18 protein-coding genes and 1 other RNA gene are annotated in these 18,994 nt (G+C 69.4%); 10 read left to right on the top strand and 9 right to left on the bottom strand.

All coding sequences use genetic code 11. The annotated features are described in order from the left end of the window. Positions 1 to 19: 19 nt before the first annotated feature. From NOCYR_RS08665 to NOCYR_RS08655, 3 genes are all read right to left on the bottom strand, one after another. The gene (locus tag NOCYR_RS08665) at positions 20 to 3,031 is read right to left on the bottom strand and encodes a bifunctional [glutamine synthetase] adenylyltransferase/[glutamine synthetase]-adenylyl-L-tyrosine phosphorylase (protein ID WP_014349979.1); all 3,012 of its coding nucleotides are present in this window, start codon (positions 3,029 to 3,031) and stop codon (positions 20 to 22) included. A 57-nt stretch (positions 3,032 to 3,088) separates the two neighbouring features. Beyond that, complete coding sequence (gene glnA, locus NOCYR_RS08660) at positions 3,089 to 4,426, bottom strand: type I glutamate--ammonia ligase (protein ID WP_014349978.1); 1,338 nt, start codon at positions 4,424 to 4,426, stop codon at positions 3,089 to 3,091. Between the two features lie 85 nt (positions 4,427 to 4,511). Beyond that, positions 4,512 to 6,044 carry an alpha/beta hydrolase gene (locus NOCYR_RS08655; protein WP_048833190.1) on the bottom strand — a complete coding sequence of 511 codons (1,533 nt, stop codon included), beginning with the start codon at positions 6,042 to 6,044 and terminating at the stop codon, positions 4,512 to 4,514. 175 nt (positions 6,045 to 6,219) lie between these two features. Here NOCYR_RS08655 and panB point away from each other — a divergent pair, with 175 nt between their 5' ends. The 4 genes from panB to NOCYR_RS08635 all read left to right on the top strand — a co-directional run bounded on the left by panB (position 6,220) and on the right by NOCYR_RS08635 (position 9,555). Further along, entirely contained in the window at positions 6,220 to 7,074 is an 855-nt protein-coding gene (gene panB, locus NOCYR_RS08650; RefSeq protein WP_048833189.1) for a 3-methyl-2-oxobutanoate hydroxymethyltransferase, read from the top strand. A gap of 178 nt (positions 7,075 to 7,252) precedes the next feature. After that, positions 7,253 to 7,711 (top strand): hypothetical protein, encoded by a 459-nt coding sequence (locus NOCYR_RS08645; RefSeq protein ID WP_048833188.1) that lies wholly within the window; start codon positions 7,253 to 7,255, stop codon positions 7,709 to 7,711. Continuing rightward, positions 7,711 to 8,673 carry a prolyl aminopeptidase gene (gene pip, locus NOCYR_RS08640; RefSeq protein WP_014349974.1) on the top strand — a complete coding sequence of 321 codons (963 nt, stop codon included), beginning with the start codon at positions 7,711 to 7,713 and terminating at the stop codon, positions 8,671 to 8,673. The genes NOCYR_RS08645 and pip overlap by 1 nt, the downstream gene beginning before the upstream one ends. 3 nt (positions 8,674 to 8,676) lie before the next feature. After that, positions 8,677 to 9,555 carry a CHAD domain-containing protein gene (locus NOCYR_RS08635; protein WP_014349973.1) on the top strand — a complete coding sequence of 293 codons (879 nt, stop codon included), beginning with the start codon at positions 8,677 to 8,679 and terminating at the stop codon, positions 9,553 to 9,555. Between the two features lie 208 nt (positions 9,556 to 9,763). Here NOCYR_RS08635 and NOCYR_RS08630 read toward each other — a convergent pair whose 3' ends face one another. Then, complete coding sequence (locus tag NOCYR_RS08630) at positions 9,764 to 11,206, bottom strand: RNB domain-containing ribonuclease (RefSeq protein WP_014349972.1); 1,443 nt, start codon at positions 11,204 to 11,206, stop codon at positions 9,764 to 9,766. 17 nt (positions 11,207 to 11,223) lie between these two features. Continuing rightward, on the bottom strand, positions 11,224 to 11,556 hold the full coding sequence (locus tag NOCYR_RS08625; RefSeq protein ID WP_014349971.1) for a hypothetical protein: 333 nt from the start codon (positions 11,554 to 11,556) through the stop codon (positions 11,224 to 11,226). Positions 11,557 to 11,955: 399 nt separating this feature from the next. Here NOCYR_RS08625 and NOCYR_RS29680 point away from each other — a divergent pair, with 399 nt between their 5' ends. Further along, positions 11,956 to 12,402, top strand: coding sequence for a hypothetical protein (locus NOCYR_RS29680; protein WP_014349970.1), 447 nt, complete (start codon positions 11,956 to 11,958; stop codon positions 12,400 to 12,402). A gap of 68 nt (positions 12,403 to 12,470) precedes the next feature. On the opposite strand, the gene rnpB is transcribed toward NOCYR_RS29680, so the two are convergent. Then, an RNA gene (rnpB, locus tag NOCYR_RS28030) (RNase P RNA component class A) lies at positions 12,471 to 12,886 on the bottom strand. 36 nt (positions 12,887 to 12,922) lie between these two features. On the opposite strand from rnpB, the gene NOCYR_RS08615 reads away from it, so the two are divergent. From NOCYR_RS08615 to NOCYR_RS08605, 3 genes are all read left to right on the top strand, one after another. Continuing rightward, a complete protein-coding gene (locus NOCYR_RS08615; RefSeq protein WP_014349969.1) occupies positions 12,923 to 13,810 on the top strand; it encodes an alpha/beta hydrolase in 888 nt (295 codons plus the stop codon). 169 nt (positions 13,811 to 13,979) lie between these two features. After that, complete coding sequence (locus tag NOCYR_RS08610) at positions 13,980 to 14,498, top strand: TrmH family RNA methyltransferase (RefSeq protein WP_014349968.1); 519 nt, start codon at positions 13,980 to 13,982, stop codon at positions 14,496 to 14,498. A 76-nt stretch (positions 14,499 to 14,574) separates the two neighbouring features. Then, positions 14,575 to 14,979: a nuclear transport factor 2 family protein gene (locus NOCYR_RS08605; protein WP_048833186.1), complete on the top strand. Its 405-nt coding sequence runs from the start codon at positions 14,575 to 14,577 to the stop codon at positions 14,977 to 14,979. Between the two features lie 24 nt (positions 14,980 to 15,003). Here NOCYR_RS08605 and NOCYR_RS08600 read toward each other — a convergent pair whose 3' ends face one another. Beyond that, positions 15,004 to 15,873, bottom strand: coding sequence for an NAD(P)-dependent oxidoreductase (locus NOCYR_RS08600; RefSeq protein WP_014349966.1), 870 nt, complete (start codon positions 15,871 to 15,873; stop codon positions 15,004 to 15,006). A gap of 49 nt (positions 15,874 to 15,922) precedes the next feature. Between NOCYR_RS08600 and NOCYR_RS08595 the strand changes: the two genes are divergently transcribed. Then, a complete protein-coding gene (locus tag NOCYR_RS08595; protein WP_048833185.1) occupies positions 15,923 to 16,333 on the top strand; it encodes a MerR family transcriptional regulator in 411 nt (136 codons plus the stop codon). A 31-nt stretch (positions 16,334 to 16,364) separates the two neighbouring features. On the opposite strand, the gene NOCYR_RS08590 is transcribed toward NOCYR_RS08595, so the two are convergent. Both NOCYR_RS08590 and NOCYR_RS08585 read right to left on the bottom strand, forming a co-directional pair. Continuing rightward, positions 16,365 to 16,988, bottom strand: coding sequence for a class I SAM-dependent methyltransferase (locus NOCYR_RS08590; protein WP_014349964.1), 624 nt, complete (start codon positions 16,986 to 16,988; stop codon positions 16,365 to 16,367). A gap of 39 nt (positions 16,989 to 17,027) precedes the next feature. After that, positions 17,028 to 18,020, bottom strand: coding sequence for an NAD(P)/FAD-dependent oxidoreductase (locus NOCYR_RS08585; protein WP_014349963.1), 993 nt, complete (start codon positions 18,018 to 18,020; stop codon positions 17,028 to 17,030). A 214-nt stretch (positions 18,021 to 18,234) separates the two neighbouring features. Between NOCYR_RS08585 and fabG the strand changes: the two genes are divergently transcribed. Further along, positions 18,235 to 18,987, top strand: coding sequence for a 3-oxoacyl-ACP reductase FabG (gene fabG / locus NOCYR_RS08580; RefSeq protein ID WP_014349962.1), 753 nt, complete (start codon positions 18,235 to 18,237; stop codon positions 18,985 to 18,987). Positions 18,988 to 18,994 lie beyond the last annotated feature (7 nt).

Here is an 18,994-nt window from a genome sequence, read left to right as displayed (position 1 = left end):
AGGCTCGGCGAAACTCTCGCTAGCTCCCGAAGACCCGCTCCACCACGCCTTTCGCGCGCCGGGTGATCCGCATGTAGTTGTCCAGGAACTCTCCGCCATCGCCATTGCGCCAGCCCGCCGCGTACGCCACCGCCGACAGTTGCGGCCCGGGCGCGGGCAGCTGGTCGCTCGGTTTGCCGCGCACCTGAACCAGGGCATTGCGTGCCTTGGTGGCGATCAGCCAGGCCTGGCGGAGCAGGTCGACGTCCTCGGGGTCGAGCAGGCCCTTCTGCTCGATGACGTCGAGTGCCTCCAGCGTCGAGGTGTTGTGCAGCTCGGGCACCTCGTGGGCGTGGCGCAGCTGCATGAGCTGCACGGTCCATTCGATATCGGCGAGCCCGCCGCGGCCCAGTTTGGTGTGGGTGGCGGGGTCGGCGCCGCGGGGCAGGCGTTCGGAGTCGACGCGGGCCTTGATCCGGCGGATCTCGCGCACCGATTCGGCCGACACACCGCCGGCCGGATACCGCACCTTGTCGATGAGGTGCAGGAACCGCACGCCGAGCTCCTGATCGCCTGCCACCTGGTGGGCGCGCAGCAGGGCCTGCACTTCCCACGGCTGCACCCACTGCTCGTAGTAGGCGGCGTAGGAGGCGAGGGTGCGCACCAGAGCACCCTGGCGCCCCTCGGGACGCAGCGCGGCGTCCACCTGCAGCGGTGGGTCGGTGCTGGGCGCGCCGAGCATCCGCTGCACCCGCTCGGCGATGCCGGTGGCCCAGCGCACCGCCTTGGTCTCGTCCTCGCCCGGGCGCGGATCGCAGACGAACAGCACATCGGCGTCGGAACCGTAGCCCAGTTCCATCCCGCCGAGCCTGCCCATGCCGATCACCGCGAAGTCGGCGGGCGCGGGTGCGCCGCGTTCGGCCTCGCTGGCCCGGATCACCGCCCGCAGCGCGGCTTCGAGCACCGCCACCCATACCGATGACAGCGCCCGGCACACCTGCGGCACATCGAGCAGGCCGAGCAGATCGGCGGAGGCGACGCGGGCGAGTTCGTGCCTGCGCAGCGAGCGCGCCGCGGCGACCGCGCGGTTCGGGTCGTCGTAGCGCGCGGCGGCGGTGAGGATGCCGCGGGCGACGTCCTCGGGCTGCGGGCCGAGCAGCAGCGGCCCGCTCGGGCCGTCGGCGTACATGCGGATGGTCTCGGGGGCATTGATCAGCAGATCGGGCAGGTAGGCGGAGGAGCCGAGCACGATCATCAACCGCTGCGCGACCGCGCCCTCGTCGCGCAGTTCGCGCAGGAACCAGGTCTGCTCGGCCAGCCCCTCCGAGACCCGCCGATACGCCAGCAGACCGGCGTCCGGATTCGGCGTGTCGCCGAGCCATTCCAGCAGCGTCGGCAGCAGCAGCGCCTGGATGCGGCCCTTGCGCGACACCCCGCCGGTGAGCGCGCGCAGATGGCCGAGCGCGTGTTCAGGGGCGGCGTAACCGAGGGCGGCGAGCTGGCGCACGGCCGCGTCCGGGCTCAGCCGCAGCGCGTCCGAATCGAGCCGGACGACCGATTCCAGCAGCGGCCGGTAGAACAGCTTGGCGTGCAGGCGCCGCACCCGGACGGTGTTGCGGCGGATCTCGGTGCGCAGCACGCCCACCGCGTCCTGGCGGCCGTCGGGACGCATATGGGCGGCCCTGGCCAGCCAGCGCATGCCCTCCTCGTCGTCGTCGGCGGGCAGGGTGTGGGTGCGCTTGAGCCGCTGCAATTGCAGGCGGTGTTCGAGCAGGCGCAGGAACTCGTAGGAGGCGGTGAGGTTGGCGGCATCGTCGCGGCCGACGTAGCCGCCGGCCGCCAGGGCCGTCAACGCCTCGACCGTGCCCTGCACATGCAGGGTATCGTCGACCCGGCCGTGCACCAATTGCAGCAGCTGCACGGCGAATTCGACGTCACGCAGACTGCCGTGCCCCAGTTTCAGTTCGCGCTCGCGCAGATCGGCCGGCACCAGGTCTTCGACGCGGCGGCGCATGGCCTGCACCTCTGGCACGAAGTCGGGACGTTCGGAGGCCGACCACACCATGGGCATAAGCGCGTCACGGTACTGCTCGCCGAGGGTCAGATCGCCGGTCATCGGGCGGGCCTTGAGCAGCGCCTGGAACTCCCAGGTGCGGGCCCAGCGCTGGTAGTAGGCGATATGCGATTCGAGGGTGCGCACCAGCGCGCCTGCCTTGCCCTCCGGGCGCAGCGCCGCATCGACTTCGAAGAAGGCGGCGCTGCCGATGCTCATCATCTCCGCGGCCAGCCGGGCGGCGGTGGCGTCGGCCGGTTCGGCGGCGAACACGATGTCGACATCGGAGACGTAGTTGAGTTCGCGGGCACCGCATTTGCCCATGGCGATCACCGCGAGGCGCACCGGGCACGGCTCGTCGCGGCATACCCGGGCGACGGCGACCGACAGCGCCGCGGTCAAGGCCGCGTCGGCGAGATCGGTGAGGTGACGGCCGACCACCTGGTACGGCAGCACCGGCTCGTTCTCGACGGTGGCCGCCAGATCCTGGGCGGCCAGCAGCATCAGCTGATCGCGGTAGCGTTTGCGCAGCAGCGCAACGACTTCCGGGCCGGACTGCCCGGCCCGGAACAGCATCGGCCCGGCATGGGGGCCCGTCTCCGGTACGGCGTCGACGGCGTCGAGCAGATCCGCGACCAGCTCGTCGCGGTCCGGGAGATCGGTGCGGCGCAGCGACTTCCACGCCGACGGATCGGCCACCAGATGATCGCCGAACGCGGTGGACGAGCCGAGCAGCGCGAACAACCTGCCGCGCAAGGCGGTATCGGTGCGCAGCGCCGAATCCAGTTCCGCCCAGTCGTATCCGAGCGCCTCGCGCAATCGGATGATCGTGTTCAGCGCCAGATCGGCGTCGGGCGCGCGCGAGAGCGCCCACAGCAGCGGGATGCCATCGATGTTGTCCCATGCCAGTTCGGCCAGGGAGGCGGCGGCCGTCGGTTCGAGCAATCCGAGACGGCCGACGCCGGGGACAGCGGAGCGGGCAGTCGGGGGCCGGACCATGCTTTCAAATTACATGCTCGCGCGCAGGTCGTGGTGGGCGCGACCGCACCGCGACCCTCACAGCCCCAGGTACTCCTTGAGTTCGAACGGCGTCACCTGGCTGCGGTAGTCGGCCCATTCCCGGCGCTTGTTGCGCAGGAAGAAGTCGAACACGTGCTCACCGAGGGTTTCGGCGACCAGTTCCGAGCGCTCCATCGCCTGCAACGCCTCGTCGAGCGTGCCGGGCAGCTCCCGGAAGCCCATCGCGCGGCGTTCTGCGGCGGTCAGCGACCAGACGTCGTCCTCGGCCTCCGGCGGCAACGTGTAGCCCTTCTCGATGCCGCGCAGGCCCGCGGCCAGCAGCACCGCGAAGGTCAGGTACGGGTTGCAGGCCGAATCAGGGCTGCGGATCTCGACACGGCGTGAGGAGGACTTGTTCGGCGTGTACATCGGCACCCGGACCAGCGCCGACCGGTTGGACCGGCCCCACGACGCCGCGGTGGGCGCCTCCCCGCCATGGATGAGACGTTTGTAGGAGTTGACCCACTGGTTGGAGATCGCGCTGATCTCCGGGGCGTGTTCGAGGATGCCCGCGATGAACGACCGCGCGGTGGCGGAGAGGTTGATCGGATCGTCGGGATCGTGGAAGGCGTTCGCCTCACCCTCGAACAGGCTCATGTGGGTGTGCATGGCCGAACCCGGGTACTGGGCGAACGGCTTGGGCATGAAAGTGGCGCGCACGCCCTCGTCGATGGCCACTTCCTTGATCAGGTAGCGGAAGGTCATCACGTTGTCGGCCATGGACAGCGCGTCGGCGTAGCGCAGGTCGATCTCCTGCTGACCGGGCGCGCCCTCGTGATGGCTGAACTCCACCGAGATGCCCATCGACTCCAGCGCGTCGATGGCGTGGCGGCGGAAGTTGGGGGCGGAATCGTGCACGGCCTGGTCGAAGAACCCGCCGTTGTCGGCGGGCACCGGATCCGAGCCGTCGGGGGTGTTCTTGAGCAGGAAGAACTCGATCTCCGGGTGCACGTAGCAGCTGAAGCCGACGTCACCGGCCTTGTTCAGCTGACGGCGCAGCACGTGCCGCGGATCGGCCCATGACGGCGAGCCGTCGGGCATGGTGATGTCGCAGAACATGCGCGCGGAATGCTGGTGACCCTTGCTGGTGGCCCACGGCAGCACCTGGAAGGTCGACGGGTCGGGCCGGGCGACCATATCGGCCTCGGAGATCCGGGCGAATCCCTCGATGGCCGAGCCGTCGAAACCGATGCCTTCCTCGAAGGCGCCTTCGAGTTCGGCGGGGGCGATCGCCACGGACTTCAGATAGCCCAAGACGTCGGTGAACCAGAGCCGCACGAAGCGGATATCCCGCTCTTCGAGCGTCCGCAGCACGAATTCCTTCTGGCGATCCATGTCCGCGACTGTAGGCACCCGGCGTTAAATCTGTGTTACATGGCGACACGGGGTTTGTATCCCGCGATGTGAGCTCACCTGCGCGTCAGCACCTGAGCCCGGGCTGCGGCTCGATCAACTCGGTCAGGTAGGCGATGACCGCGTTGTCCACGCACGGCGAACCCTCGTTCAGCACGACCGTATGACTATCGCCTTCGTAGGTGATCAACGCGGCGCCGAGCTGCTCGGCGAGGTCGACGCCCGCCTGATACGGGGTGGCCGGATCGCCGGTGGTGGACACGACGACCGTGGTCGGCAGGCCCTGGACCGAAATTTCGTGCGGCTGACTGGTGTTGGGCACCGGCCAGCTCGCGCACAATTCGAGCGGGGCGGCGCCGGTGCCGCGGCCGTCGTCCATGAACGGGGCGGCCTTGCGGTACTCGGTGTCCTGCTTGCCTGCCACCGCCGGATCGGTGATGCGCGGATCGTCGACACAGCGAATCGCGTTGAAAGCGTCGTTCAAATTGTTATAGGTGCCGTCCTCGTTGCGCCCGTTGTACAGGTCGGCCAATTGCAGCAGCGTGTCGCCGCGGCCCTGGCTCAATTCGGTCAGGCCCAGCGACAACACGCGCCAGAAGCTTTCGCTGTAGAGCGTCTGCCGCACACCGGTCAGCGCGTCGCCGTAGCTGAGGCCACGGGCGTCGGTGGTGGCGGCGGGCTTGTCCCAGAGCGGATCGACCAGTTCCCGGAACCGCTTCACCGCGGTGGAGGCGTCGTTACCCAGCGGGCAGTCGGGCCGGGTGACGCAGTCGGCGGCGTAGGCGTCGAAGGCCTGCTGGAAGCCCTCGGCCTGGCGCAGCGATTCCTCGACCGGGTCCTGGGTGGGGTCGATGGCGCCGTCGAGCACGAGCGCGCGCACGTTGCCGGGGAACTTCTCGGCGTACGCCGTGCCGAGTCGCGTGCCGTAGGAGTAGCCCAGATAGGTGAGCTTCGCATCGCCGAGCACCGCCCGGATGATGTCCATGTCCTGCACCACCTCGCGGGTGCCGACATGGGCCAGGAACTCCTTGCCCGTGCGCTCGACGCAGGCCTGCGCGTATTCGCGGTTGTCGGCCTCCTCGGCGGCAATGCCCTCCGGGGTGTTGGCCACCGGTGGCTCGGCGCGTTCGGCATCGGCTTCCTGCGGGGTCAGGCAGGCCACCGACGGGGTGGAGGCGCCGACGCCACGCGGATCGAAACCGACGCGATCGAACCGTTCGGCGATCGGAGTGCCGCCGCCCACCGTCACCGTGGACAGCCCCGACATGCCCGGGCCGCCGGGATTGAGCAGCAGCGAGCCGATGCGGTTCTTGCCCTCCGCCTTGACCCGCGACAACGCGATCTGCGCGGTGGCGCCATCGGGGTCGGCGTAATCGACCGGGACGGTGATACGGGTGCATTCGGTGGCCGGCGGCAGCGACTCGTCCGGGCCGGTGAAATCGGCGCAGCTACCCCACTGCGGGGTCTGGGTGTAGAACTCGGCGAGACCGTCCGGAGGTGGGGGCACCGCGGCCGCGGGCTCCTGCTTCGACTCCGCACAACCGGCCGCCAACGCCGTCACCGCCAGCACCGTCACCAGCACACCACGCCCACTCCGCACGGCGCCATGCTAGCCGTGATCGCTGGTACCGCCGCAGCGCGCCACATCCGCCGGTGTGACCAACCGCACTGGTCGCCGCCCTTAAGCGGGCAGTGCGGCCGGTGGCACACTGGATGGCGTCACCCAGACCCGGGGACCCGCACGACGGGCCTCGAGGACGACGAAAGGGACGATGATGTCCGTATCCGATTCGGAAACCCCCGCCTACGGCGCTGCCGCCGCCGAGGCCAAGCCCCGGCGCAAGACCCGCGTCCATCATCTGCAGCAGATGAAGGCGACGGGCGAGCGCTGGTCCATGCTCACCGCCTACGACTACTCCACGGCACGGCTGTTCGAGGAAGCCGGCATCCCGGTGCTGCTGGTCGGCGATTCGGCGGCCAATGTGGTCTACGGCTACGACACGACCGTGCCGATCACCGTCGACGAGCTCATTCCGCTGGTGCGCGGTGTGGTGCGCGGTGCGCCGCACGCGCTGGTGGTGGCCGACCTGCCGTTCGGCACCTACGAGTCCTCGCCGCAGCAGGCGCTGGCCACCGCGACCCGGTTCCTGAAAGAGGGCCAGGCGCATGCGGTGAAACTGGAGGGCGGTGAACGGGTGGCCGAGCAGATCGCGTTGATCACCGCCGCGGGCATCCCGGTGATGGCCCATATCGGTTTCACCCCGCAAAGTGTCAACACCCTCGGTGGGTTCCGGGTGCAGGGCCGCGGCGACGGCGCCGAGCAGCTCATCGCCGACGCCATCGCGGTCCAGGAAGCGGGCGCATTCTCGGTGGTGATGGAGATGGTCCCGGCCGAACTCGCCGGCCAGGTCACCCGCAAGCTCACCATCCCCACCATCGGCATCGGCGCCGGTGTCGACTGTGACGCCCAGGTGCTGGTCTGGCAGGACATGGCCGGCTACACCAGCGGCAAGACCGCCAAGTTCGTCAAGCGGTTCGCCAACACCGGCGACGATCTGCGCGCCGCCGCTGCCGCCTACGCCGACGAGGTCCGCAAGGGCACCTTTCCGGGGCCCGAGCACAGCTTCTGAGCCGTCGATAGCGAACTCGGCCGGGCGCGCGCGGATCGTCTTCGCGCCGCCCGGCCGACTTCTGCGTCGCCCATCGGTCCGGCCCACTCTCGCACCTCGAGCCGGGGAACACCGCACCACCGCCGTACCGGAAAAATGGCAGACTCGTATCGACAATCTCGATCGAGCAGAGGTACTGATGCCGGAACGCCGTTGGATTTCCCGGAGCACGCTGGTGGTCGCGGGAGCGTGTGCTGCTGTCCTATTGACCGCGTGCGGAGGTGAATCCGGCACCGGATCCAGCGGCGCGACCGGGACGACGACCGCCGTGCCGACCAGCCTGCCTGCCACCACACCGGGCGCCACCACCCCGGCCCCCGGTACTCCGCTCGAGGTTTCCGATTCCGCGGCGACCGCGCTGTGCGAGATGATCCGGCCGGAGCTGTCGAACTGGCGGGTGCAGGGGCCGACGCTGGGCCGCATCGGGTTGAACGCGATGGTGCACGACTGGGCCTTGCGCAACGGCGCGATCAACGCGCAGGTGCTCGCCGATAAGCAATCGATCGACCGGATCACCACGAAGGCCTGCCCGGACGTGCGGCAGGAGGCGATCGACGCGCTCGGCCTGCCGGATCTGGCGTCCGGTCTGGCGTTCTGATGCGCACGCTGTACCCGCCGATCGAGCCACACCAGCGCGGCATGCTCGATGTGGGTGCGGGCCAGTCGGTGTACTGGGAGGTCAGCGGCAATCCCGAGGGTAAGCCGGCAGTGTTCCTGCACGGTGGCCCCGGCGGCGGGACCGCGCCGTTTCATCGGCAGTTCTTCGATCCGGAGCAGTATCGGATCGTGCTGTTCGATCAGCGTGGGTGCGGTCGCTCCACACCGCATATTGCCGACGGCGCGGATCTGTCGGTGAACACGACCGACCATCTGATCGCCGATATCGAGCAGCTGCGCGAAGCGCTCGGTATCGAGCAGTGGCTGGTGTTCGGCGGATCGTGGGGTTCCACGCTGGCGCTGGCGTATGCGCAGCGGTATCCGCAGCGTGTCACCGAGTTGGTGTTGCGCGGGATCTTCCTGTTGCGGCGCAAGGAAATCGACTGGTACTACAACGGCGCCGCCGGCTACGTCTACCCGGACGAATGGGAGAAGTTCCTCGCCCCGGTGCCCGAAGCCGAACGCGACGGCGACCTGGTCGAGGCCTACCACCGGCTGCTGCACTCTCCCGATGAGGAGATCGCCACCGCCGCGGCCGTCGCTTGGTCCACCTGGGAGGGTGCGACGAGTTCACTGCTGCCGCAACCGGATCGGGTCGCCGAAACCGGTGAACCACGCTTCGCGCTCGCCTTCGCTCGCATCGAGAATCACTATTTCCGGCACGGCGGATTCCTCGACGAGGGACAGTTGTTGCGCGATATCGACAAGATCGCCGGCATTCCCGCGGTGATCGTGCAGGGCCGCCACGATATCGTCTGCCCGGCCGTCAGCGCGTGGGAGCTGCATCGGGCCTGGCCGGGTTCGGTGCTGCACATCGTCGACGATGCCGGGCACGCGGCCAACGAGCCCGGGATCACTCACCATCTCGTCGAAGCCACCGACGGGTTCGCGAAAGGACGCTAGGTCATGACGGTCACCGCCGCCGACGCGCTCATCGCGGCCCTGAGCGAGGATATCGACCGGCTGCTGGCCGCCGAACCGGATGTGCGGGACGACGCCTGGGATTCGGTGCATCAGATGCGCGTCGCCACCCGCCGGTTGCGCAGTGTGCTGCGGTCGTATCGCCGGTTGTTCAAGCGCACGCCCGCGGCGGACATGGTGGCCGAGCTGGCCTGGCTGGCGGGGCTGCTCGGGGTGGCCCGCGATGCGGAGGTGCGGGCCGAGCGGTTCACGGCGCTGCTGGGGTCGGAGTTGACGGCGGATGCCGACCCGGATGTGCTCGTGGCCGTCACCGATCGGCTGGTCGGCGCCGAACGCGGCCGGTACGCCGCAGCACACGCGGAGGTACTGCGCGCACTCGACAGCGAGCGGTATCGGAAACTGCGGGAACAGCTTTCGCGCTGGCGAACAGCTCCCCCACTGCGCAAGGGCCGTCTCGACGGGCCGGCCGACGAGGTGTTCCGCGCGGTTTTGCAGCGCGACCGGGCACGCCTCGATCGTATGGTCCGCGCGGAAACTACCGTCGACCCCGCGGGCCGGATCGAGCTGCTGCACGATATCCGCAAGGGCGCCAAGCGTTTACGCTACTGCTGCGAAGCCGCCACCGCGACCCTCGGCGAGGAGGCGGCCGAACTCGGCAGTCAGGCCAAGCGGCTGCAAACCGTGCTCGGCGATCATCGCGACGCGGTGGAATCGCATGAAGCGATCCTTACTCGCGCCGCCGAAGCCCGGGCCGCGGGCGAAGACACCGCGTTGTATTCGGCGCTGGCGGACGCCGAGGATCGGGCCGCCGGTGAGCATTTGGCGAAATACCCGGCCACCGCGGCTTCGCTGCTGCCGGCTTAGGGACCCGAGATCGCCGGAGCCGCTACGCGCGTTGGGCCGTGCAGCGCGGCGAGCACCGGTTTCGCCACCTCGACGGCGCGGCACACGTCGGCCCAGCACGCGTGCGCGTGTCGACCGATGGACTCGGCACGGCTTATCGCGAGATAGACGCCACCTTGACGACTCAGCGCGCTTCAAGGCCAGCGGGTCACGGCTAGGCACAATGAATTCAACGCAGGTGGGTGAACAACACCTTCCGCGTCACCGGGTCCGCTGATTCCAGGCGCACCCGCACCGTCGAACCTTCCGACGGCGCACCCTCGCACGGCCCCACCAGCGGCGGGTCCGCGATGAAGATCTCGGCGGGCCGGTTGCCATTGCCTTCGCGCACGACGACGGCGTCGAATTCGGCGCCGATGCGCTGAGACAGCAGCGTGGCCTCGGTCAGGTCGATGCAGGCGCGTTCGACCTTGTTGGCCACGCCATCGCTGCGTTTCATGGTCTCGGCGGTGGCGGTCAAGCCGTCGCGCACCCATTGCGGGACCGGTGTGCCCGCGCAGTGGGCCAGGCAGATCTCGGTGGTGAAGCGGTCGACCAGCCGCCGCAGCGGCGCGGTGACGTGCGCGTATGGTGCGCCGATGGCGCTGTGGCGCAAGCTGTCCGCGGCCGGATCGGTGCCGTCGAGCACGGTGTAGGCGGCGCCGCGCAGCAGGCCGGTGGCCTCCGACATCAACACCAGCGTGGCCGGGGAGTTGGCGTCGAGCGCGGCCAGCATCCGGCCGACCGGCTGATCGGCGGGCCAGTCGATACCCAGGGCGGCGGCGGTGCGGCGGATCGAGGCGATGGCCGAATCGGGCGGTGGCGGCATGGTGCGCAGCAGGCCGATGCGTTCGCCGGAGCTGTCGGCGCCGTCGAGCATGATGCGGGCCGCGCACATGCCGGCCAGCAGCGAGACCTGCTCGTTCCAGTCGTCGGCAGCGGTGCGCGGTTCCAGCACCAGGCGCCAGTGGCCGTCGGCGCCCTCGTCGCGGATCACGCTCTGCGCGGGCAGCCGCAGTTCGATCGCGCCACGTTCCAGACCGGCCGCGATGCGCCGGGTGCCGAATTCGGGCAGGGCCGCGATCGAAGGATGCAGACGGCCGGCGTCGGCGTCGGCCTGGACACCGGCGTAGTCGAGCCGGGCCCGGGAGCGCACCAGCGCGCGCTCGACCGAGTAGCGCAGCGGCTCGGCATTCTGATCGAGTTCGATGGTCCACAGCGCGGCCGGACGGGTCTGATCCGGCACCAGACTGGCCGCGTTCTCCGACAGCACCGGCGGATGCAACGGCACGGTGGTGTCGGGCAGGTAGAAGGTCTGGCCGCGGGCGCCGGCTTCGGCGGCGAGCGCGCTGTCCGGGATGACGACGGCGCCGAGGTCCGCGATGGCGTAGTGCAGCAGGAAGCCGGTGCCGGTGCGTTCCAGATGCAGCGCCTGGTCGAGATCCATCGCGCCCGGCGGGTCGATGGTGACGAACGGGATGTCGGTGCGATCGGCGCGGTCGCCCGCGAACGCGTCGACCGCGTCGCGGGCTTCCGCGGTGGCCTCGGCCGGATACGCCGAGGTCAGTCCGAATTCGGATCGAATGGCGCCGAAATCGACCGGCGCCGAGACGATCCGCTGGTGGAGTTCCACGCTGGAAATTCTAGGCTCTACTTCAGCGCCAGCATGGTGCCGCTCAGCTGGTCGAACGGCCCGAAGACGGTGAACACGACCCGGCCCTCGGGATACTGCGACGACAGCGCCGCGGCACCGTCGAGGGCATAGCCGAACGACGCCGCCGACGGATGCGGCAGCCCGGCGATGGTGCGACCCACGCCACTCTGGTGCACCCACCTGGTGTCGGCGGGGCTGAGGTCGACCTGAACCCCGCCCGGCAGCGGGGTCACCGCCACCGCACCGGCGGTACCGGCCCCGAGCGTGGCGAAAACCGATGCGGCCCCGGCGATCAACGCGCCGGCGACCAGAGAACGAACTACCCGCATATGAGTTGAGACCTGCTTCCCGAGAGTTTCAGTGTGAGGGTGATGCATCGCAGCCCCGCGAGGCATCTCGATCCAACGGCGACCACTCTATGACCTCCATCACGTTCTCGGCCAGTTCCGGGCGAATCCGGCATAACAGCGGCGCCGACTCGGCCGCCGGTGGGCGCGGTCGCTGCTAGGGTGGCCGAGCGTAACCGTCCCGTAAGACGAAATCTTGGGAGTTCCGCACCTCATGTCCACACTTGTGTACGACTACCTGCTGCCCCTGCTCGGTCCCGAACAGGCCGCGAACCTCGCGCGGATGCTGTTGATCGGCCCCGCCTGAGGTAGCACGCAGCGCGCCTCCCGCCCGATGTCGCGGGAGGCGTTTTGCCCCGGGTGCCGCTAGCATCCGGCAACGTGATCAGAACTTCCGCCGCCATCGCGGCAACCGCCAGCGCTCTCGCCCTGTTCATCGCCGGCTGTGAGGACGAGACGACCTCGAGCGTCGCCCAGCCCACCGCCTCCGGTTCCGCGGCCGCCTCGGCCACCGCCTCCGCCACCGAGACCAGCGACGCCGCGGCCCCGTCGACGGGCGCGACCTCGCCGAAGGGCGATATGGGCCTGGACTCGGTCAAGATCGGCTCCTTCGTCGTCGCCTACAAGCAGGCCTTCCCGAGCCTGGCCGAGGGCCGCAGCGATGAGGAGATCGGCGAGATCTTCACCGAGACCTGCGACGACATCCACGAGGGCAAGGCCGAGGACGAAATCCTCACCGAGGTCTCCAACCGCACCAAGAACGGTCGTGGCTCGGCGTCGCCGGAGGAGTCCAAGGCGATCTACGAAATGATCAAGGTGCTCTGCTGAGAGCCCGCACAGACCCACACCGACGCGGCGGCGCCCCTGCTGGGGCGCCGCCGCTCGCCGTTGGGGGGCGGACGAGCCGGCGTATAAGCCGGATCCTGTCCCCGGTTCGCACCGGGGGGCGGCCATCCATCTGGACACACCGTCGCCGGGTGCCTCGAGCGGTCCACCCGCAGGCTCGGGCGAGCAGCCCTCGAACACCTGCGCAGCCGCACCGCACGCGATGCGACCTTCGACCTTGCTCCGGGCGGGGTTTACCGAGCCGCCCCGGTCACCCGGGGCGCTGGTGCGCTCTTACCGCACCGTTTCACCCTCACCGCACGACCCCGAGAGGTCGTGGGCGGTCTGTTTTCTGTGGCACTGTCCCGCGGGTCGCCCCGGGTTGCCGTTAGCAACCGCCCTGCTCTGTGGAGTCCGGACTTTCCTCGGCTCCGGGCTGCGGCACTCGCGTGCCCGTTCCCGTCGCCGCGGCCGCCCGGCCGACTCGTCCGCCAGCCCAGGATACTCGGTAAGTTAATCGACCATGGAACGTGTCGAGGTCAGCTTCCCGTCGGGGGGAGAGCAGTGCGCCGCCTGGCTCTACCACCCGGATGGCGTGCCCAAACCCCGCCCGCTCGTGGTGATGGGACACGGCCTGGGGGCCAACAGGGAAATGGGTTTGGATCGGTACGCGCGCAGGTTCGCGGCCGCGGGGATGGGGGTGCTGGTCTTCGACTACCGCCACTTCGGTGCCAGTGATGGCGCACCGCGTCAGCTTCTGCACATCGCCCGTCAGCGCGAGGACTGGCATGCGGCGATCGCCTACGCGCGCACCATCCGTGGTTTCGACGCCACCCGGATCGCGTTGTGGGGCACTTCCTTCGGCGGCGGGCACGTGCTGTCGGTGGCACCGGACGACGCCTACATCGCCGCGGTGGTGGCGCAGGTGCCGTTCACCAGTGGCTGGGCCTCGGCCATGGCGAAGGGGCCGACCAGCCTCACCAAGGTGGCCACCATCGCCGCCACCGACCTGCTGATCGGCCCGATCCGGCGCAAGCCGGTGCCGGTGCGGCTGGCCGGTCGCAAACGCGCGGCGGCGCTGATGTCGGCGCCCGACGTGCCGGAGGGTTTCGGCAGGCTGGCCGAGGAAAGCGAGAGTTACCAGCCGAAAGTCGCCGCGCGCGTGGCATTCTCGGCGTTGTTCGACGCACCCGGGCGGCGGGCGAAGGCGCTGAAGATGCCGGTGCTGTACGCGCTATGCGACAACGATTCGGTAGCACCGGTCAAGCCCGCGCTGCGCGCCGCCGAACGCACCAAGCACGCCATCGTGAAGCGCTACGACGCAGGCCATTTCGACATCTACTTCGACGACCTGTTCGAGCAGGCCGTGCACGACCAGACCGAATTCCTGGTCTCGGTGCTGCGCCCCTGAGCCGGTGCCGCGGAGGGGCCGGTATGGTGGAGGTACCGGCCGGCCCTTCCTGGGCAGGCCACGTCGAAGGCTCCGATGCGCCGCGAAGCATCGTCGTTGTGAATCACACCGAATCGTCGTGCGGTAGCGCCGCATTCGTCGTCCGCGGGAAGGATCTTCCCGTCCGCCGATGAGCGCCGCCCGGGTGCGCACCCGCCCGGAACTGCGTCGTCAACGCCGCCAACGCGCCCACGGCTGCTGGAACCATCTCATCGCCGCTCCCCTGTGGCCCAAACACGGCGTCAACCTCGGCACCATGCTGCGCACCTGCGACGCCGTCGGCGCCTGCCTGGCCGTCCCCCGCCGCCCCTGGGTCCCCGACGCCCTCGCCCAAGGCAACACCCTGCGCCACCGTTCCTGCGTGCACTGGATCGACGGCCGCGTCGACCGCTGGCTGGACCGCCAGCGCGCCGGCGGTTCGGCCGTGATCGGCGTCGAACTCACCGACGAATCCATCCGCCTCGCCGACCTCCCGGTAGCGCGCCGCCGCACCGTCGTAGTGCTGGGCCACGAATCCGACGGAATTCCACCCGAAGGACTGGAACGCATCGACCTCGCGGTTGAGATTCCGATGGTCGGCACCGGGCACAGCCTCAACGTGGCGGTAGCGGGATCGCTCGTGCTGTACAAACTAGCCGGGCTCTGCTGAACGGCGCGAACACGGGGCGCCGCGGGTGGCTCCATTTTTCCAAGACTTGTCGGGGTTTGGGTGCGAATGTCGAGTCATGATGGAACACGAAGGATCCGCAGGTCTCGATACATTTACCCGGCTGTTCAAGGACTGGGATGATGCGCTCCTGGCGAATGATGTCGAGCGCATCGGTGCGTTTGCTACGGCGGGGTGGATGTTCGTTTCGCAGGATGGGGTGATGCCGGGGAGCCGGTTTCTTGCGGCGGTCGGGAGTGGGGCGGTGATGCACGATTCGTTCCGGAGCGAGGTGCAGTCGGTGGTGGAGCTCGGTGAGGTCGCGGTCGTCATCGTTCGGGTGGTCAATACCGGGGTGTTTCAGGGCGAGCGGTTCGTCAACGATGAGTGGAGTTCTGATGTGTTCGTCCGGCGGGACGGACGGTGGCTGTGCGAGGTCACTCACCTCACGCCGGCCAGGACCTCGTCGGACGGGGCGGCGTAGGCGGCGCCCCGTCCCGCGGGGAGCTCAGGCGGGTTTGGCGAACTCCTCGATCAGTACCGAGTAGCTCGCTGCGCCATGGCCGGCGGCGAGGGAGCGGTCGGCCATCGATTTGATCAGCCTGGGTAGTTCGGCGTTGATGCCTGCCGCCTCGCACTCCTCGATGAGGTGGTCCATCGTGCGCACGTGGGTGTCCAGGGACGCCACCTCGGTGGCGAAGGAGCCCGCGTCGATCTCCTGGGCATGTCCGGGGAGCCAGCCGGCGACGCCGGCGGCCATCTGCTGGGCGAACGGGGCGAAGGTGGCGGCGTCGACGCCTGCGGTGCGGAGTAGGGCGGTGCCCTGGAGCCAGGCGTTGAGCACGCTCCACATCATCGCCAGGCCCGCCACGTCGTAGAGGGAGGCGAGACCGTGGTCGGCGCCGAGATAGGTGAGGGTGCCGAGGGCTTCGAGGGTGGGGCGATGCGCGTCCGCATCCGCTTGCGCGCCGCTGATCAGGATGACGGCGTCGTCGGTCCCGATCGCTTGCGGGATGGCCATGATGGCGCCGTCGAGATAGTGCGCGCCACGCTGCTCGGCCCAGCGTGCGGCCTGCCGAGCTTGGGCGGAGTCGCCGGAGGTCAGGTTGAGCAGGGTCGTCCCGGCGAGGTCGCTCGCGTCGAGCAGCTCGTACATGGCCGGGTAGTCGCTGACGCAAATGACCGTCAGGGAACTGGCGTCGATCGCCTCGGCAGCGGTGGGCGCCACTTGCGCGCCCTCGGCCATCAGCTGATCGGCTTTGCCGGGCGTGCGGTTCCATACGGTGGTCGGATGCCCGGCTTTCAGGAACGCGCGGGCCAGCGCCTGCCCCATCAGTCCGAGTCCGAGAATGCTCACGGGTGTTGCGTTGTTGGTCATGGCAGCATGATCAACGTTCATACCGGTCTGAAGGTCAAGTGAGGTGTCGATGCTGATCGGGGAACTAAGTCGCCGAACGGGCGTCAACACCCATCAATTGCGCTACTACGAAGCCCAGGGCCTGCTCGAGGCGGCCCGCGGCGCCAACGGCTACCGCGAGTACCACGACGACGCCGTGCTGCGAGTGCGCCAGATCCGGCACCTGCTCGACGCCGGCCTGTCCAGCGACGACATCGCCTACCTGCTGCCCTGCGCCACCGGCGAAGGCCCGGACCTGCCCGGCTGCCCGGAACTACTCGACGCGATGCGATCCCGGCTGGACCGCATCGACGACCAGATCGGCAAACTGGCCCGCTCCCGCGAAGCCCTCGCCGGCTACATCGCGGCCGCCGAACAGACCGACGCCGACAGCTACCCGCCATTCGACGGATCCGATCAGGCCACCGCCGTGTCCGCCTGACGCCGTCGTGCACCTGACGGGCCAGCCGCCGCTACACGCGCTGGGCACGCAGCACCGTGTCGTCGAGGGTGATCTCGGTGCCGTGCGGTCCAGGGGCCTGACGTGAACGGTCTTCGGCGACTTCAACTTTCCAGCGGTCCGGGTCCAGGCCGGCGGCGATATCGGCCGCGGTGATGTGCACATGCGGTGAGGAGCCGTGGGCGTGGCTGGACAGGTGATCGGTGGGGGCGTGCCCGACGATGAGGAGCGTGCCACCGGGCGCCACGGCGGCGGCGAGGCGGTCGAACAGGGCTTGCGGTGAGCCGGTGGTGTGCACGTAGTGGGTGGTCACCAGGTCGAAATGCGCTGCGGGCGGGGGCCATTCGGTGAGATCGGCCTGTTGCCAGTCGATGCGGGCGGCGATGTCGGAGCCGGCGGCATCGGCGCGGGTTCGGGCGTGCTGGAGGGCGGCGGTGGAGATGTCCACCGCCGTCACCTGCCAGCCCCGGGCGGCGAGCCAGAGCGCTTCGCCGCCGGTGCCGCAGCCGGCGTCGAGGGCCGTGCCGGGCGGCAGTTCACCCACCTCCGCGACGAGATGCGGGTTCGGCTCCCGGTCGACGGCGTGGTCGCCGTGGTAGCGCGTTTCCCAGAATTCTTTGCCGAATTCCTCGGTCATGCAGTTCCTTTCGATCGGCGCGGTCGGTGGTGGGTGGGTCTACTGCTTGCTCAGGTCGGCGTCGAGGTCGGCCGAGACCGACCGGCGCAGCGCGGCGACCGCCTGGCGCGTTTCCTCCGCGACGAGGTCGGCGTTGATCTGCGCGCCCGCCATGGTCCCGGCGGCGCCCGCCGCACCCACTTGAGCGGACAGATCGACGACATTCCCCGCGGCCCACACACCCGGCACCTCGGTGCGGCCCGTCGGATCGGCGGTGATGTGCTCGCCCATGCCCATCGGGTGTTCCACCGGCCGCAACCCGAGGTCGGCGAGGAAGCCGGCGCGCGCCACCATCCGCGATCCGACGGCCAGGGCGTCGCGAGCGATCACCGTGCCGTCGGCCAGGCGCACGCCCACCAGGCGATCGGCTTCGATGTCGAGCCCCGCGACCGCACCGGCCACCACGCGGATCCCGCGCGCCGCGAGTTCCTCGGCCACTTCACCGGTCGGCTCCGCCGAGGTGTGGGTGAAGACGGTAACGTCGTCGCTGAGCTGGCGGAACAGCATGGCCTGGTGCACCGACATCGGGCTGCTCGCCAGGACGCCGATGGCCTGGTCGCGCACCTCCCAGCCGTGGCAGTAGGGGCAGTGCAGCACATCGCGGCCCCAGCGTTCGCGCAGGCCGGGGATATCGGGCAGGACGTCGGTCAGCCCCGAGGCGACCAGCAGACGGCGGGCGCGTGTCGAGCGGCCGTCGGTCAGCGTGACGGTGAAATCGTCGCCGTCACGCCGGGCCGTGCGCACCTCGCCGGTGACGATCTCCGCGCCGTAGCCGCGCGCCTCTGCCCGGCCCCGCTCGAGCAGTTCGCCCGGCGGCATGCCATCGCGGCCGAGCAGGCCGTGCACGCCGTCGGCCGGCGCGTTGCGCGGCTCGCCCGCGTCGATCACCACGACCGACCGCCGCGAGCGCGCCAGCGTCACCGCCCCGCTCAGCCCCGCGGCTCCGCCGCCCAGTACCACCACGTCATAGCTGTTTTTCAGCTCATCGGTCACTGTGACCACCTCCGCAGACGATGATGCGGACGTTCTGCAATCCTGGCAAGAAAATTTGCCAATACCGCAAAAGATTGCCGATATCGCGAGACCGCCCGCAGGCGGTGCAGCACCGACCCTGGCACACCCGGACGCTCGAGTCGCCGCGACGCGCGGACGCCCGCCGGGTGTTAGATGGCAGCGACGCAGTTACTTCGAGGAAGGACGTCGATTCATGGCCGAGAGGGTCGCAGTAGTGTCCGGTGCCGCGCGGGGAATCGGCGCGGCGATCGCCAAACGATTTGCCGCCGACGGCATGCAGGTGGGCGTGCTCGATCTGGACGAGAACGCCTGCGCCGCGACGGTCACCGCGATCACCGAGGCCGGTGGACAGGCGGTGGCGCTGGGTGCCGACGTCAGCGATGAGGCATCGGTGACGGCGGCGGTCGAGCGACTCGAAACGGAGCTGGGCGCGCCGACGGTGGTGGTCAACAATGCCGGCATCCTGCGCGACAACCTGCTGTTCAAGATGAGCGCCGACGATTGGGACGCGGTCATGAACGTGCACCTGCGTGGTGCGTTCTTGCTGACCAGGGCGGTGCAGAAGTACATGGTCGAGCAGAAGTTCGGCCGCATCATCAATATGTCGAGCACCTCGGCGCTCGGTAATCGTGGCCAGGCCAACTATTCCGCGGCCAAGGCGGGCATGCAGGGCTTCACCAAGACCCTTGCCTTCGAGCTCGGCAAATTCGGTGTGACCGCCAACGCCATCGCGCCCGGCTTCATCGTCACCGAGATGACCGCCGCCACGGCCGCCCGCGTCGGCGCGTCCTTCGAGGACTTCCAAGCGGCGGCCGCGGCGCAGATCCCGGTCGCCCGGGTAGGCTACCCCGAGGACATCGCGCACACCGCGTCGTTCCTGGCCAGCGAGGGGGCCGGGTTCGTTTCCGGTCAGGTCATCTACGTGGCCGGCGGGCCGAAGGACTGATCAATTC

Origin of the sequence: Nocardia cyriacigeorgica GUH-2, from assembly GCF_000284035.1 — a bacterium.
GTDB classification, from domain to species: Bacteria; Actinomycetota; Actinomycetes; order Mycobacteriales; family Mycobacteriaceae; genus Nocardia; species Nocardia cyriacigeorgica_B.
This window is presented reverse-complemented; position numbering and strand designations above follow the sequence as displayed.